Below are 14,653 nucleotides of genomic sequence, written 5' to 3'. Positions count from 1 at the left end.
CAAGGGGAAATGGGGTTAATTAATTGAATATAAATAGATTTTAAATGAGACAAATTTAGAATATCAGTTATCATAAAAATGATAAAATTATGATTGTAAATCAATATATTATATTTTTATGATGAAGGATATTTGACAGTAAAATTTGAATTTATTTTTTATTTTGAGTGTTCTGTCTAAAAATGCGGGATAGGGTTTCCGTTCTTCCCTTGCTGATTAGTCATGGATGGATAGAACAGAACAAAAGCTTAGCTGTTTTGTACTGCTTTTAAGTCTGAAAGTTTATGTTTTAGGGTGAAAAATCAATCCTGTTGTTTTTTTGAAATTGTTGCAAACAATTCTATTATGATAGATAGCGAGATTTTTATTTTTGGAACCTTGCCTAAAAATGCAAACTCCCGCTCTCTATTTTTGTTAGTTTGTTGTGGTGGTGGGATAGAACGGGAGATTGAGTGGGTCATTTTGTATTTACTTTAGGTTTGAAAGCCAATATTTTGAAGCTGAGAAATCAATCCTGCTGCAAAAGTAAAACGAGAAATATTGAGATCATTTTCAATAAGGGCGCTAATGCGGTTTGTAATGTTGTGAATATGATCTTCTTCTGTTTTTTTCCAAGTGTCAAAAGGATCTTTTTTCTTTCCATAATTTTTGAGAATTTTCATAACGATTTGCCGAAAGCTTTCAGAAACATTTTCTTTGGCTTGGCTTAAAGCCATACTATCATAATAATCTACTACAGGGATTATACGAATTGCTTCGTTAATACGGTTTATACGAATGATTTGCGCAAGTGAAAAGTAGATCTCTGCGGTTTTAATAAGATCACTGTTGCTTTTTTTTGCAATTAAAGAAATATCACAGATTGTTGAAGCAGCTTCCAAGAGAGCTAATTGTTTCGCTAATGCTTTTGGTGCTCCCTCTTCGCTGTAGTGTAATGCTTTTTCTTCAATCTTTTGCTTAATATCGTTGTCGTGAGAATGCATAAGCTCTTTTTCAATAATGCTACGGGCTTGCTTTATTGTTTTTACAATTTCTTCTAATGGACGTGAGAGATCTATGTTATGCAAACCCCAATTGGTTGTTTCAAAGAGCATTGGGGTCATTGTTGCGTAGAATTTATTTTGGACAAGACCGGGTATTTTATTATCAAGCTTATCAATTTGCTCAGACAATTGAGGAATTTCGAAACCATCGCGGATGGCAATAAAAACGCGAATAATATTTTCAGTCTTTTGTTCTGTTGCATCGTGTAGTCTATTAACAAAAGTGGGGCCTCCACGATTTACAATATCGTTGGCAATCAGCGTTGCGATAATATTACGACGCAATTGATGGTTAATAACTTCCTTCTTAAAATTTTCTTGAATTTGGGTTGGAAAATAGTTCAGCAGGGCTGTATTGAAATAGTGATCATCAACAATGGGGCTATTAGCAATTTCTTCTTTTAAGGTCAATTTAGCATAGGCAAAAATAACGGCGAGTTCTGGACGGAGAAGACCTTTGCCTTGGGTTGTTCTTTGTCGTAAAATTTGCTCATCAGGGAGTATTTCAACTCTACGATCTAGAAGCTTTTTTTGTTCTAAATCGTGCATAAAGCGTATTTGATAGGGCAAATCAGTAGTGCTTTGGTTTTCCGCCAAAGAAAGCGCAAGAGGTTGTAGATAATTGTTGCGCAAGACAAGTTGCTCGACTTGAGGCGTCATTTTTTTCAAGAGCTTATTGCGTTCTTCGCGGGTTAACGTTTTGGCACGTAGTGCTGATGCAAGAACAATTTTGAGATTGACCTCAATATCAGAACAATTCACACCAGCAGAATTGTCAATGGCATCCGTGTTGCATCGACCACCATTTAAGACATATTCAATCCGTCCACGTTGTGTAACACCAAGATTAGCTCCTTCACCAATAATTTTTGCACGCACTTGTTCTCCGGTAATGCGTATTGCATCATTTGCACGATCACCTACTTGGGCATCGTTTTCGGTTGTTGCGCGGATATAAGTACCAATGCCACCGAACCATAAAAGATCAACAGGGGCTTTGAGAAGAGCAGAGATAATTTCAAAGGGTGTTCCTGTTTGTTTTTCGAAACCAATGGCTTGTGCTGCTTCAGGTGAGAGAGTAATGGTTTTTTCTTTTCGTGAGAAGATACCACCGCCCTTTGATAATTTGGTTTTATCGTAATCCTGCCAGCTTGAGCGAGGTAGTCTGAAGAGACGCGTACGCTCTACATAGCTTTCGTCTATGTTCGGATCTGGATCAATAAAGATATCGCGGTGATCAAAAGCGGCAATCAATTTTGTTTGTTTGGAAAGCAGCATTCCATTGCCAAAGACATCACCAGACATATCGCCAACACCGACACAGGTGAAGGGCGTTGTTTGAATATCGTGATTAAATGATTCTCTAAAATGTCTTTTGACGGCTTCCCATGCACCTTTAGCTGTAATACCAATGTCTTTGTGGTCGTAACCTGCTGAACCTCCAGAGGCAAAAGCATCATCAAGCCAAAAGTGGTTTGCTTGGCTGATGGCGTTGGCTGTATCAGAAAAAGTTGCTGTTCCTTTGTCCGCCGCAACAACAAAATAGGGGTCAGGGTCATCATGACAGATGACATTGTGGGGAGAACTTATTTTGCCGTTAATCAGATTGTCTGTAATGGAGAGCAAAGCTGTGATAAAGTCTGTATAAGCTTGTCGTGCTGCTTCTATGATGACAGCACGGTCATTTGTTTGGGGAAGCCGATGGGGATAGAATCCACCTTTTGCACCTGCAGGAACGATAACCGCATTTTTAACTTGTTGGGCTTTGACTAAGCTAAGCACTTCGGTGCGATAATCTAATGCACGGTCAGACCAACGAATTCCGCCACGAGCGATAGGTCCAAAACGCAAATGGACCCCTTCAACTTCTGGTCCATAAACAAAAATTTCTCGGTAAGGGCGCGGTTCAGGCAAACCTTCAATCTGGCGCGGATTTAATTTGGTGGCTAAAATACGCCGTGGACTTCCATCAGGAAGAGGCGTAAAGGCATTCGTTCGTAAACTCGCCTCGATAAGGTTACAATAACGGCGTAAAATGAGATCATCATCTAAACCAGAGACTTTCCGTAATTTTTCTTCAATGCGCTTTTGAATGACTTGTTGGTTTTTTTCTCGTTCTTTTTCTGTATGGCTTTGATGAAATTTTAAATGAAATAAAGCATAAAGATCTTGGGTAATGTTAGGATAAGCATTTAAAGTTTGGGCAACGCGATCTTGCGAATAAGGAATTCCAGCTTGTTGGAGATAGCGCCCATAATGGCGCAAAATAACAATTTCATGCCAATCAAGCTCAGCTGTTTGGGTGAGAGCATTAAAGCCGTCATTATCAGCATTTTGTGCCCAAATGGCTTCAAAGGTTTCGGCGTGTTTTTGACCGTCTTTTTCAAAATCGATACAGCGTTGGAAAGTACTTTCTAGCTGCATATCATGAAGATACACAGAGCGCCCATTGCCATCTGGTAATTCAAGGGTTTGTTCAGCAATAACGCGAAACCCCATATTTTCAAGGAGTGGTACACGTTTGGAAAGGGCAAGTGCTTCATGACGGTGAAAAAGCCGAAGAGAAATGCACTGTTTTTCTTTGTTTTGTGCGTGATAAAAGATCACGAAAAGGGGCTTTTCATCATGAAGACTTAGAATATGTCCGGCATCGTTAATAGCGTCTTCAGCTGAAAATAAATCACGATAGCTGTTGGGGAATTCACTGGCTAGACGTGTTTGTTGCTCTGTTATTTTCTTGTTAAGAGCGATGGCTTGAACCCTGTCTTCCCAACTTCGTGCAATCGAACGTACATGTTGTTCAAGTGTGGAGCGCTCGTGAAGGGGAACAGTTTCGTTTCCTTTGCGATGGATGATATAATAGACACGTATAAGGGTGCTTTCCAAAAATAGCGGATAAGATTCAAAAAAGTCACCTTTATAAAGCTCAACAAAATGTTCGCCAACTTTTTCACGCAGGCTGCTGCTATATTGGTCACGCGGTACGTAGACAAGGATAGAAACAAAGCGTCCAAAAGAATCAGTGTGGGCAAGAACCCGTAAACGTGGGCGCTCATCTAATTGTAGAATAAGCTTAGTGTTTTCTGTCAATGTATCAACATCAGAGCGAAACATTTCATCTCTTGGATAGGTTTCTAAAGCACTGATGAGTGCTTTTCCTGAATAATCGGCGTGATTGTGTCCAAGACGTTGAATAATAGTTCGGGCTTTTTCTTTTAAGAAAGGAATTTGCAAAATAGAACGTGTATAAGCTGAGGAGGTAAAAAGCCCTACAATGCGTAATTCTCCACAGAGTTGGTTTTCTTTATCAAAGATTTTAAGACCAATATAATCGAGCCAAACAGAACGGTGAATTTTGGAGCGGCTGTTCGCTTTTGTCACGATAAACAGATTATCGCTTTCCATGAAGGATAAAACTTCTTGAGGAGGTTCTTTCATACTTTTATCGTCAACAATATGAATAGAAGCATCCGTGAGTATACCAAGTTCAATATTACTCGCTGTAAAGGATTTTAGGGGTTTTTGGTCTTTGATGAAGTTGTAAGTGCGCATACCAAGGAAAATAAAATTATCGTCCATTAGCCAGTGAAGAAACTCAATGGCTTTTTCGCCTTCTTGTTTGTAGTGTGGGGGAAGACTTATTTGGTAGGCATGAATCTGCTTTTCAACTTCTTCAAGCATAGGTTTCCAGTCTTGTACAGCAGCATTAACCTGTTCAAGAACTAAGGTGAGTTCATTTTCAAGTTTTTGTATTTGCTGTTTGTTTAATGACTCGATGTGAATTTGCATCAGACTGATGCGTTTTCCAGAAACACAATCAATAATGGGGTGTGCAATCAAATAGATATGGTTTTTGTGTTGATTAAAAACATTTAAAATAGAATCGAGAAGGAAGGGTTTGTTATCATTGACAAGCGTGATAACGGTTATAGGTCTGTTACTACAGGTTAAATTTTGCTCAAAGCAGATGGTATTTTTTCCCGTCTGATGGAGATTAAAAGCTTTTACCGCGATGGCTGTGGCTTTTTGAAGTTCTTCATTTTCATAATAAGCAATATCTTCTTTATCGGTTTGGGCAAAAAGGATTTGTTCTATTTTATCTTGGGTGTTTTTTGTTTCTGTTTTTTTTTGTTGCAACACATTCACTCTCCCTTTTTGCTCTTAAGGGGTCTTTTCTTCTCTTTTTAAAAGCAGACCATTATATTTTTTATATACTGTAACACCTTCTTTCTGAAGAAAATAGCTCTTTATTTGGAAAGAATGAGTTTGTTTTTGCTATTTTTAGTAATATTTTGTACTTTAAAGAAATATTTTGCTTCAAGGAAAGGGCGCTTTTAGTATTTTTGTATGTTAATAGTTTGTTTTTTAAAATATACAAAATGAAAGTAAAAAAAGAAGCAAAAGTAAAGAGAGAATGGCGCATTTACCAGAAAGACTTTTAAGTGGTTACCAAAACTTTATAAACAATCATTTTTTATATAAAATAGCAGATTATCAGCAATTGGCGATTGAGGGGCAGAAACCTGAAGTTTTGGTCATTGCTTGTTGTGATTCGCGTGCAGTACCAGAAATGATCTTTGATGCTAAGCCAGGGGAAATTTTCACTCTGCGCAACGTGGCGAATGTGGTTCCTCCTTTTTCTCCTGATGACCAATATCACGCAACATCAGCAGCTCTTGAATATGCTGTGCAATTGCTTGAGGTGAGACATATTGTCGTTTTTGGTCATGCCCATTGTGGAGGCATTCGTACTGCTCTTAATGAGACATATAAATCTTTATTATCAAATGATTTTATCGGTCAATGGATCAGTCTTTTAGCACCAGCAGCAGAAATCGTTTTGAATAATAAGTCGCTGTCTTGGCCAGAAAAACAGACGGCATTAGAGCAGCTTTCTATTCGCCATTCGTTGAGAAATTTAGAGACGTTTCCGTGGATAAAGCTTCGCAAAGATCAAGGTTTTTTGACATTGCATGGGGTTTGGTTTGATATCTCTAGCGGAAAATTATGGAGCATGGAACAGGAAACAGGTTGTTTTATGCGTGTTGAAGTTGAAAGTTTTGAAGTATAGTATTTGTTGTTTTTATTTCTTCGTATAAAAAGATATTTTATGATAAAACTTGACAAAGCTGGGGTTTTATTGTTTGAAGGAGCAAGCTTTCAGTGACAAAATTAACTTGGAGCCACCGACTGAGACCCCGGTTTAAGGGTATAAAGAGATCTCAGAGGTCAACATCCGACGGCGCGATGCGTTCTCGGATGCTATTTTGGTTTGTTTGTTATGCAACAATGAGGTAAATGATGTTTGAATCCTTGCAAGAGCGACTTGGTTCTATCCTGTCTCATTTGACGGGACGTGGCGCTTTATCGGATCAGGATGTTGTAGAGGCGCTGCGTGAAATTCGTCGCGCTTTATTGGAAGCTGATGTTGCTCTTGATGTTGTGCGCTCTTTTACCGATAGAGTTCGGGAAAAAGCTGTTGGGGCCGAAATCGTTAAATCAATTAAACCAGGCCAAATGGTGGTTAAAATTGTTCATGATGAATTGGTTCATATTCTTGGAAATGAAAGCGTTCTGAGTGATTTAAATGCACCAGCTCCAGTTGTTATCATGATGACTGGTTTGCAAGGTTCTGGAAAAACAACTACAACAGCAAAGCTTGCAAAACGTTTTACTGATAAGCACAATAAAAAAGTTCTCATGGCGTCATTAGATACACGCCGTCCCGCTGCACAGGAGCAATTGCGCCAATTGGGAGAGCAGGCAAAACTTGCAAGCTTGCCTATTATTGCGGGTCAGCTGCCCGTTGATATTGCATCACGTGCCGTGCAGGCTGCTAAATTAGGTGGTTATGACGTGCTTCTTCTTGACACAGCAGGACGTAATCATATTGATGAAGCTTTGATGCTCGAATTGGCTGAAATTAAAGCATGTTCCCTTCCTCATGAGATTATGTTGGTGGCTGATAGTTTGACGGGGCAAGATGCCGTTCATCTTGCTCGTTCTTTTGATGAGCGTGTAGGGATTACGGGGATTATTTTAACACGTATGGATAGTGATGGGCGTGGTGGCGCTGCTCTTTCTATGCGTGCTGTTACAGGTAAACCAATTAAAGCAATTGGAACTGGTGAAAAAATAGATGCTTTAGAAGAATTCCATCCCAGTCGTATTGCTGATCGTATTCTCGGAATGGGGGATATTGTTTCTTTGGTTGAAAAAGCTGCTGAAACAATGGATCATGAGAAAGCTGCTGCTTTTGCAAAAAAAATGCAAGCCGGAAAATTTGATCTGAATGATCTTGCAGAACAGTTGCAGAAAATGAAAAAACTGGGTGGAATGGGCGGTATTATGGGCATGTTGCCAGGAATGGGGAAGGTCAAAGAGCAGATTGCGGCTGCGGGGTTTGATGATCGTTTGTTTGATCGTCAATTGGCCATTATTTCATCTATGACACCCAAAGAGCGGGCGAATCCAGAGCTTTTAAAACATAGCCGCAAACAACGAATTGCTAAGGGGTCTGGTACGACAGCGGCTGATATTAATAAACTTTTGAAGATGTATCGCCAAATGGCTGATATGATGAAAGCCATGGGTGGTAAAGGAAAAAGTGGTTTTATGGGAAAGATGTTGGGAGGCCTTGGTTCCAAAATGGGTTTTGGTGGTATGGGAAACTTGGGAGGGGATTCTCCAGCTATGCCGGATTTGTCGGGATTGGATCCAAAGCAATTCTCAACGCTTCAAAAGCAAATTGAAAATGGTAATGGAGGGAAGCTCTTGCCCGGACTTCCTAAGCGTGGACCTACATTTCCTGGTCTTTCCAATGGCATTGTCGATGGGGGAAATTTTCCTCAGCATCCTAAGAAAAAATAAGATGTAAAGAGGGAAAGGAATATAATGCAGGAAACAGTATTAAACGAATTGGCACATTTACGAGCATCCATTGATAATTTTGATGCAACTTTGATTCATATCTTAGCAGAGCGGTTTCGTTGTACGAAAGCTGTTGGGCGCTTAAAAGCGCGTTATGATTTACCTAAAGTAGATCCTCTGCGTGAGCAATATCAGGTAGCGCGTTTGCGGCAATTGGCTATGGATAGTGATCTTGATCCTGATTTTGCTGAAAGATTTTTAAAATTTATTATTAAAGAAGTTGTGAGTCATCATGAAGTTATTGCTGAAGAGCAAAAAACAAAAAAAGTCAATTTAAACGAAAGCCAGAGCTGACAATAGGAGATAAAATATGGCATTGAAAATTCGTTTGTCCCGTGGAGGTTCAAAAAAACGTCCTTACTATCATATCGTCGTTGCAGATGTTCGTAGTCCGCGCGATGGGCGGTTTCTTGAACGTGTTGGTGCATGGGATCCAATGTTGCCTAAAGATGGACCGAGGGTGAAACTTAATGAAGAACGTATCCAATATTGGCTTGGGCAAGGGGCTCAACCAACAGATCGCGTTTTACGGTTTTTAGATGCAGCTGGCTTGAAAAAGCGTCCAACTCGTAATAATCCACATAAAGGTGAACCGGGTAAAAAAGCACAAGAACGTATAGCAGCAGCAAAGCAAGCAGCAGAAGAAGCAGCGGCAGCGGCTGAAGCAGAATCTGCTTCAGCATAAGAAGCATGGTTGTTTAATCAATGTGTTTTAAAAGCTTTAGAAAAATAAATATTATCCGTTTTTGTCTATCAAAAACGGATTTTCATTAAAAAGCTGCTTGTTTAAATTGCGCCGTTTTTTTTAATCAATGGTTTTAAAAATCAATGGCGCGGCCTTTAATTTCCCAGTCTCCATAGCGGGAAGGGTCTTTGCCGCCGCGTCCGCCGTTTTCTAAAGGTTGTTCCTTTTTTGCTGCGCGTTTTCGTCTTTCTTCAGCTTCTTTAAGGGCGCGTTGTGCTGCGGGAGAAAGAGATTGCTGTTTAACGACAGTTGCATTTTTTTTGCTTGTTTTCTCATCTTTTTTATTCATTTTACACCTATTCCATTGAAGAAGCAGAAAGAAAACACCATCATATAGTATTGATTGACTTTTATCATGGAGTTTTTTGAGTAATGAATATAATGCGTACAGCTATGCTTTTGGCTTTTTTAACTGCTCTCTTTATGGGAGTTGGTTATCTTGTTGGAGGGGGCGGTGGCATGGTCATTGCTCTTTTGATGGCAAGTGGTTTAAACTTTTTTTCTTATTGGAATTCAGATAAAATCGTTTTACGCATGTACGGGGCGCGTGAAGTTGATCAGCATTCAGCACCAGTTTATTATAAGATTGTAAGCGATTTAGCTAAAAAAGCTTCTCTTCCTCAACCAAAGGTTTATGTTATTGAGAATGCACAGCCAAATGCTTTTGCGACGGGACGTAATCCGCAAAATGCAGCTGTTGCTGCAAGTACTGGGTTGTTAGAGCGGTTAAGCGCTGAGGAAATTGCCGGCGTTATGGCGCATGAGCTCGCACATATTGAGCATCGTGATACGTTAACAATGACTCTAACCGCAACGATTGCAGGGGCAATTTCGATGCTTGGTAATTTTGCTTTCTTTATGGGAGGACAGCGTAATTCTTCAGAAGATTCTCATGGCGCTGGGGCAATTGGAGGATTTATTGCATTGCTCGTGGCGCCTTTTGCAGCGATGCTGGTGCAAATGGCGATTAGCCGTACACGGGAATATGCTGCGGATCGTAGAGGGGCTGAAATATGTGGTAATCCTTTATGGTTGGCTTCGGCATTGCGTAAGATTGCTGATGGGGGACGTGGGGTATATAATGAAGAAGCAGAGCATAATCCAGCAACCGCGCATCTGTTTATTATTAATCCTTTGAGCGGTGAGGGAGCGGATAGTCTTTTTTCGACACATCCAGCAACTGCAAATCGTATCGCTGCTCTTTATCGGCAAGCAGAAGAGATGAAAGGGGCTCTTGCCAAAAGTGTGGGATGGAATAAAGAAGACGCTATACATGAAAAAAGCAGCGGGATGAATTATGGAGATTTTCATAGTGGTCAGGCTCATGCATTAGGTGAGCAAGAAAACAGTTCTTTTCAGCGTGTTACAAAACGTCCTTCTTGGCTTCGTTATGAAAATTCAAAAAGATCTCGTTCATAGAATTATTGAGAGAGCTCTTGAGAAAACTGTGATATAAAGGTGGTGTTTTGAAACACAAAAAAGCGGGGCATGTGTCTGAAAAAAATGTTCCAGGATTAGCTGTTCGACAGGTGTGTGTGCGTCTTTTGGGGGCGGTAGTTGATAAGTACACGCCTCTGTCTGGTTTGACGGATAATGAACACGGACATCCACAATATTTGAAGCTTTCACAACGAGATCGTTTGTTATGTCGGGCTATTTTAACAGCTTCATTGCGTCATCGAGGGCAGATTATGGCGGCTCTCTCACGCTTTTTGGCGCGTCCTTTGCCTTCACAAGCACTTTCACTTCAGCATCTTTTGCATATCAGTGTTGCACAAATTCTTTATCTTGATATTCCCGATCATGCGGCTATTGATTTAGCTGTGCGTGTGGCGAAACTTGATCCTCGAATGCGCCGTTTTTCAGGGGTGGTGAATGCTCTTTTGCGCAATGTTGCACGTGAGGCAGAGCCTTTACGCCAACAAGTTCCTACCATTGAAGGTGTGCCAGCGTGGTTTGGACAGCTTTTAATATCAGCTTATGGAACAGAAAAGGTACATCAGATTATCGCAATTCAAAGTGTGGAACCTCCTTTCGATTTGACAGTGAAATCTGATAGTGGTGGATGGGCTGAAAGGCTTGGCGGTGTGGTATTGCCCAATGGTTCTGTTCGATTGAAGCGTCTGGAGTGTTCTGTTTCTGATTTACCAGGCTATCGTGAAGGGTCTTGGTGGGTCCAAGATTTTGCAGCAGCTTTGCCTGCTTGTTTACTTGGGAGTATTGAGGGTAAACGCGTTGCTGATCTTTGTGCGAGCCCTGGAGGAAAAACAGCACAATTGGCTTTGCAAGGGGCTGAGGTGACTGCAATTGAGCTTTCTGCTAACCGCATAAAGCGTTTAAAAGAAAATATGGAACGGCTTCATTTTTCAGTTCATATTTGGCAGGGCGATGTGAAAAATTTCCATTCAACACAGCTTTTTGATGCGGTTCTTCTTGATGCTCCTTGTTCTTCTACAGGAACAATCCGTCGTCATCCAGATATTTTATGGACGAAATCGAGGGAAGATATCGTCAAGTTAGCGGCGTTGCAATATGATTTGCTTGTCGCAGCAATTTCTTTGGTAAAGGAGGGGGGGCGGATTGTTTTTTCCAATTGTTCATTGGCAAGAGAAGAAGGTGAAGATCTTATTGAGAAAATTTTATCGATACGCAATGACATTGTTTTAGACCCTATTTATCCAGAGGAAATGGGAGCACTGGAACATTTGCTTTGTGGGGGGATGTTACGGACAACGCCTGCGGATTTTTGTCATAAAAATTTTGATGCTGAGAAAACCGTATTTTTAGGAATGGATGGTTTTTTCGCTGCGCGCTTACGAAAAATTGCTTAATTAACGCTTCATTTACAAAAATGGTCGAAATTGTATTTGATTCAGCATAAATGGAGATGAAATTTTGGCGGTTGCGGTAAAAGCTCCTCAGGTAAAAGTGGCAGCCTGTATCGATACGATACAGAATGTTATGCGGCGTTTATGGGTTGGACCATTGTTTCGTTGGCGATTTTCAGGGTTTCGTCCTCATAAAATTTTAGCGCATCCCATGGATTTGCATGTAGCTGATCCGATGATGGCGCATGAATTTTATCATGGTCGTTTTGCTTTTGCTGGTCACATTGTTCACTCTGGTGCTGTTTCGCCGTTTTCATTGGTTCCACCAACGCTAGAATGGGAAGCGGCTCTACATGATTTTCATTGGTTGCGCCATATGGAGGCAGCAGGAAGTGATTTAGCTTCTGCACATGCACGCTCTCTTTTAGAAGATTGGTTTGACCATGCTGGCAAGAAGGTAAAAGGGCTTGCTTGGAGTAGTCCTGTTGTGGCGCGGCGCTTGATTTCATGGATTTGTCATTCGAAAATGTTGTTAGAAGGGGCAAGTGAGCGGTTTGAAAAACGCTTTTTGCGTGCACTTGGTTTGCAATTTCGTTATTTGCGCGTAACAATTTGTAGTATGGAGCACAATGATCAACGTTTACAAGCAGCAGTAGCTTTGACATTCGCATCTCTTGCTTTGCCTGTTTCTGCGGCAGTGAAAAAAAAGGTACAAACCACACTTATAGAGGAGCTTTACCGTCAAATCTTAGTTGATGGTGGGCATATTTCCCGTAGTCCTGTTATTTTGCTGAATTTGTTATCGGATTTATTGTCGTTACGGCATCTTTTTATGCGTAGCAATGAAACAGCACCCCGTATTTTGATTGATTCTGTTGAGCGTATGTTGCCAGCTTTACGATTCTTTATCCATGAGGATCAAACGTTGGCCCATTTTAATGGGGTTGGTCCCCTTGTATCGGAACGATTATCATCACTTTTGGAGCTTGATGAAACAGGAGGACATCCTTTTAGTTATGCCCGTTATTCAGGATTTCAGCGCTTAAAAGCCAATCAAACAACAGTGCTTGCAGATACAGGAAAGTTTCCACCCCGCTCTGTAGCACAGCAGGCTTGTTCGGGGTGTTTGTCTTTTGAAATGTCTTCACAAGGGCACCGTTTTATTATCAATGCCGGTGTTAATCCTGATGGGCGGGAAGAGTATCGACATTTAGGGCGTGTTACTGCAGCACATTCAACAGCTACGCTTAATGATTGTTCAGTGGGTGCTTTTTATCATAAAAACAAAAATGGCGCGCCATTTTTGTTTGATGGACCAACAGACGTTCAAGTGTGCCGTATAGAGGATTCAGAGAAGACGGGTTTTATTGCGAGTCATAATGGTTATATGCGACCCTTTAATCTTATTCATGAGCGTGGTCTTATTTTGGCGACAAATGGAGATACGATTGAAGGTTTTGATCGCTTTTTTATGCCAAATAAAGGGGGAAAGAGACACAAGAGTGTGCAAAATGAACAAAATCATGTTGCTGTTCGGTTTCATCTTCATCCACAAGTTGAAGTTAACTATGATGGCAAACGTGTGTGTTTAGCCGTAAAGAATGAGAACGTGAAGAGTGAACAAATATGGTATTTTATATCGCCTGACGCAGATATTTGTCTTGAAGATTCGATTGATTTTGCAGAATTAACAGGTCCACAACGGACACAACAGATTGTTTTATATTTTCGTCCTGCATTTCAGGAAAAAGTTCGTTGGCGTTTTATCCGTAAAGCGTTTAATAAAAAATTAGAACATTGTTCCAACCCATAGTATATTGCGTTTTATTTTGCGTGTCGCAAAACATTATCGTTTATTGTGGTAATATTCTCAAAATTTGAAGATCATATCAATTTTATACATGAAGAGTTTTGTTAGAGTATGGGTTGGATGTTTTTAGGCAAGGTTTGCTCATAGAATCTCATGAGGTGATGCTAAAGGGATTGGCTTCAGAAAAAAAGGTTTTTGAAAGACCATTGTTGACAGATGAGTACTAGTTAAGGATTTTGATCCTTTAAAGATATGGAGAGAAAATTAAGCCGTTGCTTATCTTCGATAAGTTTTTAAGTGTGCTGTTGGGATCAATATTTCTCTCTGAGAGAGTTGCATTAATAGGATTACGCTCTTCACGAAAAACAGAGCGCTATTGTATTGTATATTCACGGACTTATTTTAAAGAAAAATCCCTTAACGCTTCCAAGCCTATTTTGCGACGATGCCCGTGATGGGTATAACGGTAAATCCATTAAGCACCCCCATCTTTACGCTTATGAAGGAGCAGCTCGGCACTATCACACTATTTATCAGTGCCCAATGTTTGTAATAAGCTCTTGGCACTAGAGATAGTTCATAAGAGGCATTTTTAGCCTTTTCTTAATAGCTTTTATCCATACAGCTCTCCCCACGCTTGTAACGTGCAGGCGAATGGTTTTGGTTGATTCAACATACACAGATTTGAAATGGAAGAATTTTACGGTATTCGGGGTTCTAATTTAATATGAATAACGCTAAATTATTATTACAAATCAAATGTTGTACATCACAGAAGCATTGAAAATTCGAGAAACAATACATAACAATGGCCGAGAAAAATAACTCTTCTGCTCTTTGTTATTATACTAAAAATGAAGTTATAATAACAAACCACAAAATGCGCGCTTTTTTATAGCAAAGCATTCTCTCAAATATCTTAAACAATTTTCATAAAGATTTACGCGAATAACGTCGTGCAATTGAATCAATATCACCTCGACAAATTCCAAGATCGCTGAGTTCATATGTTGAAAGACGACTTAACGCATTAACGGTTCGACGATAACGGCGCCAATTACTATAAAAACGTAGAATATTCATATCCTCTACTCAAACTTTTCATTACACTCTTTAGTTTAAGAATAGAGTATATTACTAAAAAGAGTTGTGTTATAATATCATAGCAGGTATGCATCTAATACAAGATAATGTCCCTTTAACATTTTTCTCATGCGAAAGGGTAACCATTAAAAATATCAACAAGAACATCTTATCCCTAACCAATGGCTAAATTATGTGCATTTTCTGCGGTGAT

Annotated in this window: 10 protein-coding genes; 7 read left to right on the top strand and 3 right to left on the bottom strand. The window is 40.0% G+C overall.

Going from position 1 to position 14,653, the window contains the following annotated elements; translation table 11 throughout:
- Window positions 1–473: 473 nt before the first annotated feature.
- Entirely contained in the window at window positions 474–5,183 is a 4,710-nt protein-coding gene (locus ACFIKX_RS06115) for an NAD-glutamate dehydrogenase (RefSeq protein ID WP_375628600.1), read from the bottom strand.
- A gap of 274 nt (window positions 5,184–5,457) precedes the next feature.
- On the opposite strand from ACFIKX_RS06115, the gene ACFIKX_RS06110 reads away from it, so the two are divergent.
- The 4 genes from ACFIKX_RS06110 to rpsP all read left to right on the top strand — a co-directional run bounded on the left by ACFIKX_RS06110 (window position 5,458) and on the right by rpsP (window position 8,658).
- Window positions 5,458–6,114 carry a carbonic anhydrase gene (locus ACFIKX_RS06110; RefSeq protein ID WP_375612226.1) on the top strand — a complete coding sequence of 219 codons (657 nt, stop codon included), beginning with the start codon at window positions 5,458–5,460 and terminating at the stop codon, window positions 6,112–6,114.
- Between the two features lie 230 nt (window positions 6,115–6,344).
- Window positions 6,345–7,913, top strand: a complete 1,569-nt coding sequence (ffh, locus tag ACFIKX_RS06105) for a signal recognition particle protein (RefSeq protein WP_273790300.1) — start codon at window positions 6,345–6,347, stop codon at window positions 7,911–7,913.
- A gap of 24 nt (window positions 7,914–7,937) precedes the next feature.
- On the top strand, window positions 7,938–8,267 hold the full coding sequence (locus ACFIKX_RS06100; protein WP_273790075.1) for a chorismate mutase: 330 nt from the start codon (window positions 7,938–7,940) through the stop codon (window positions 8,265–8,267).
- A gap of 16 nt (window positions 8,268–8,283) precedes the next feature.
- On the top strand, window positions 8,284–8,658 hold the full coding sequence (rpsP, locus tag ACFIKX_RS06095) for a 30S ribosomal protein S16 (protein WP_273787601.1): 375 nt from the start codon (window positions 8,284–8,286) through the stop codon (window positions 8,656–8,658).
- 133 nt (window positions 8,659–8,791) lie between these two features.
- Here the strand turns inward: rpsP and ACFIKX_RS06090 are convergent, their stop codons facing one another.
- A complete protein-coding gene (locus ACFIKX_RS06090; RefSeq protein ID WP_273790074.1) occupies window positions 8,792–9,007 on the bottom strand; it encodes a DUF1674 domain-containing protein in 216 nt (71 codons plus the stop codon).
- Between the two features lie 83 nt (window positions 9,008–9,090).
- Between ACFIKX_RS06090 and htpX the strand changes: the two genes are divergently transcribed.
- The 3 genes from htpX to ACFIKX_RS06075 all read left to right on the top strand — a co-directional run bounded on the left by htpX (window position 9,091) and on the right by ACFIKX_RS06075 (window position 13,359).
- A complete protein-coding gene (gene htpX, locus ACFIKX_RS06085) occupies window positions 9,091–10,137 on the top strand; it encodes a zinc metalloprotease HtpX (protein WP_375628602.1) in 1,047 nt (348 codons plus the stop codon).
- Window positions 10,138–10,184: 47 nt separating this feature from the next.
- The gene (locus ACFIKX_RS06080; RefSeq protein ID WP_375612722.1) at window positions 10,185–11,549 is read left to right on the top strand and encodes an RsmB/NOP family class I SAM-dependent RNA methyltransferase; all 1,365 of its coding nucleotides are present in this window, start codon (window positions 10,185–10,187) and stop codon (window positions 11,547–11,549) included.
- A gap of 64 nt (window positions 11,550–11,613) precedes the next feature.
- The gene (locus ACFIKX_RS06075) at window positions 11,614–13,359 is read left to right on the top strand and encodes a heparinase II/III family protein (RefSeq protein ID WP_375628604.1); all 1,746 of its coding nucleotides are present in this window, start codon (window positions 11,614–11,616) and stop codon (window positions 13,357–13,359) included.
- Between the two features lie 927 nt (window positions 13,360–14,286).
- On the opposite strand, the gene ACFIKX_RS06070 is transcribed toward ACFIKX_RS06075, so the two are convergent.
- Window positions 14,287–14,439, bottom strand: coding sequence for a DUF1127 domain-containing protein (locus tag ACFIKX_RS06070; RefSeq protein ID WP_273790070.1), 153 nt, complete (start codon window positions 14,437–14,439; stop codon window positions 14,287–14,289).
- Window positions 14,440–14,653 lie beyond the last annotated feature (214 nt).

This window comes from Bartonella sp. CM86QHHN, assembly GCF_042194695.1.
In the GTDB taxonomy this organism is placed as follows: Bacteria; Pseudomonadota; Alphaproteobacteria; order Rhizobiales; family Rhizobiaceae; genus Bartonella.
Note: the sequence above shows the minus strand (reverse complement) of the source record. Positions and strands in the feature narration are given on the sequence as shown.